A 2,605-nucleotide genomic window follows, 5' to 3' on the forward strand; every position below is an offset into this window, starting at 1 on the left:
AGTTGGTCCCGTAGCGCTGGTTCGCGGTGGCGGAGCCGGGAACGCCGCTGGTGGAGCGGCTGATGAGCTTCTTGTTGGCGGCGGAGACCCCATTGGCGGAGCCGTACGTGACGGCCACGTAGCCCGCCTTGGCCTTGCTGGAGATCGTGGCGTCCGGAGCCGACACGACCAGGTCGGCGTATCCGTCGCCGTTGAAGTCGTCCTGCGTGTCCGCGGACCCGGTGGCCGCCAGCGCCGGGCCCCCGGTGAGAGCCATGGCGCCGAATCCTCCGGCGAGCAGCACCGCGGCTGCCAGGGGTGCGGTGAGCGCGGTACGGGTTCGGCGGTGTGCTCGGGACATACGTGAGCCTTTCGAGTCGGTCGGTTCTGTACGCGGGAGGCCGCGTTCAGTGGGTACGACTCGAGCCGGGCGATCCCAGTTGTACGTCCCAATGTCATGGATTCGTAACCGAGGAGACAGGTGTGGCGCTGAACTCCCTTGTTGTCACAGGGAATTCAGCGCGTGTCACCGTCGGTCTACCAGATCGCCTCGACCCACTCGGGGTGGTCGATGAACGGGTTCTGCACACCGGCCTGGAGAGCGGACGCAGCCCGAGTCCATCGGCGACGTCGTCACCCGCGCCGGCGAACGCGCCGGGATCGAGATCCGCTTCACCGGCCACAGCCCCCGCCGCGGGCTCGCCACCTCCTCCCGCCTGAAAGGCCACGACCAGATCGTCATCGCCAAGCAGGGCGGCTGGGCCCCGCACTCCAAGGCCCTCGCCGGCTACCTCGAGAGTGGGAAGACAACGCCCTGCTCGGCGTGCTGTAGACCGCACAGACGGTGTTCCGAATGCCCACGGCAAGGTGAGGGCTCACCGGGACGTCACTCAGAGGCATCACTCTGTCAGAGGCACCCGGCAGCATGGCCGTCGCATCGCCCGTTTCCTTGGAGGCCGCCGTGCCCGTCCCGAGCCGATCACCGCGGCCGCTACCTGATTCCCTTGTCGCGATCATCGACGCTGTTGCCCATAGGCGCGCCGGTCGTCCGACCTGCGCAGCCCGGGTGTGTCAATTCAACGGCTGATCTTGGTTTGCGACCTGTACGACGGATTCGCCGCCGCCCGCCTGCTGTTCCGGAGGTTGCGCCGCACTCGTCTCTTTCGTAGGTGGCAGGCTCCCCCTATAGTGGGCGCGCTCCCACCCCGGGGGGCCCGCTGCGGCCCGCGGTGATGACCGCACGGCCGTCGCCCGAACCCGTACGGACAGTTCCGCCGCCGTGCATGCACCGATGACCGAACCTGCTCCGGAGGCCGAAGCGGGTGAGGACGGCCGCCCCGCGTCATGCCTGTGGGACTCCGTCACCAGCCGTACTGCGATAGGAGAGTCATGTCTAGTCTTCTCACCACCAGCGGAGCACTGGCGGCGTTATGCCTCGGGCTGCTGTCGGTCCAATCCGGGTCGGCCGCCGCCGACGCGCCGGCCGAGGGGGCCCAGGTCGTGATCAAGACGATCAACGGCTCCGGGTGCCCGGCGGGCACGGCTGGTGCCACGGTGTCCCCCGACAACTCCACGCTCACAGTGAAGTACGACGCCTACACCGCCCAGGCCGGTGGCAATGCCGGACCGGCCGACGCGCGGAAGAACTGCCAGCTCGTCCTGGACGTCAAAGCCCCGGCGTCCTATACCTACGCCCTCTTCGGGCTTGACCACAGCGGCCACGCCTCGCTGCCCGCGCGCGCGACCGCCACCATCAAGTCCGACTACTACTTCCAGGGGACGACGGACGACGTCTTCCAGTCCCACCCGCTGACGGGGCCGTACCAGGATGACTGGGCTGTGTCCGACAGCGTGCCGGACAACCGGCTGGTCTGGGCACCGTGCGGCTCGCAGCGGTACCTCAACGTCAACACATCCCTGCAGGTGAGCGCTGGCTCGGGCAACCGCGCCAGCGTGGTCACCATGGGTTCGACGGACGTCCCGGGCGCCTCCTACCGGCTCATTTGGAAGCGGTGCTGACGCCCGGGGCAACGTGAGGCTCGGCGCCTGGACTGCCCGGAGGGCCGTGACCGGCCGGTGCCCCCGGCCGGTTGCTCCGATCGGCGGCTCGCCGCGCACCGCAGGTGGCGTCGGGGCCGGAATTGGGGTGAGATGCCGCTGAACACGGACAGGAACCGCTGGGCTGCGCCCGTGCCGCGGAAGCCTTTCATCGCCCGTTCGCGCTGCCTTGTGGGCTGGTGGCTGTTCTCGGCCCGGTTGTTCAGCCCCTTGTGGGAGCGGTGCTCGACGGAGGGCATGACCTCGCAGTGGGCCGCTCTGCAGGAGCGGAGCTTGTCGGGGACGATACCCGGCCCAAGTCCGCACGGGTCAGAAGTCCGACGGTGGAGCGACCTCTGCGAATCTCCACCGCAGCGGGCGCACTTCGGGACAGAATCTGCTCGTCGGCGAGGAGCAACGCGTCTCGCAACTGGGCTGCGCGGCCGAGACAGAGCAAGGCGTGCCGTTGGTCCAGCGTCCGGACCTCGTAGGTGGGGACTGCTGCACGGATGAGTGACACCTGACCTGGCTTGCTGAGAGGCGGCCTGGAAGGATGTTGCAGTGCCCAAGCCGTATCCGAAGGAGTTCC

2 protein-coding genes and 1 pseudogene are annotated in these 2,605 nt (G+C 68.6%); 1 reads left to right on the top strand and 2 read right to left on the bottom strand.

Translation table 11 applies throughout. The features are described 5' to 3' along the window. The coding region (locus ACFU5F_RS42205; RefSeq protein ID WP_383898981.1) for an FG-GAP repeat protein at positions 1–340 on the bottom strand (340 nt) is incomplete at its 3' end. A 1,028-nt stretch (positions 341–1,368) separates the two neighbouring features. Here ACFU5F_RS42205 and ACFU5F_RS42210 point away from each other — a divergent pair. Further along, a complete protein-coding gene (locus ACFU5F_RS42210) occupies positions 1,369–1,998 on the top strand; it encodes a DUF4360 domain-containing protein (protein WP_383898983.1) in 630 nt (209 codons plus the stop codon). Here the strand turns inward: ACFU5F_RS42210 and ACFU5F_RS42215 are convergent. Continuing rightward, a pseudogene (locus ACFU5F_RS42215) lies at positions 1,971–2,324 on the bottom strand (DDE-type integrase/transposase/recombinase); the annotation flags it as partial. The gene ACFU5F_RS42210 and the pseudogene ACFU5F_RS42215 sit on opposite strands and share 28 nt — an antisense overlap. Between the last annotated feature and the right edge of the window lie 281 nt (positions 2,325–2,605).

The organism is Streptomyces sp. NPDC057438 (assembly GCF_042802995.1).
Classification (GTDB): domain Bacteria; phylum Actinomycetota; class Actinomycetes; order Streptomycetales; family Streptomycetaceae; genus Streptomyces.

Excerpts from the sequence above, each read along its gene's own strand:
- ACFU5F_RS42210 (WP_383898983.1), top strand. The coding sequence starts at position 1,369 with ATGTCTAGTCTTCTCACCACCAGCGGAGCACTGGCGGCGTTATGCCTC.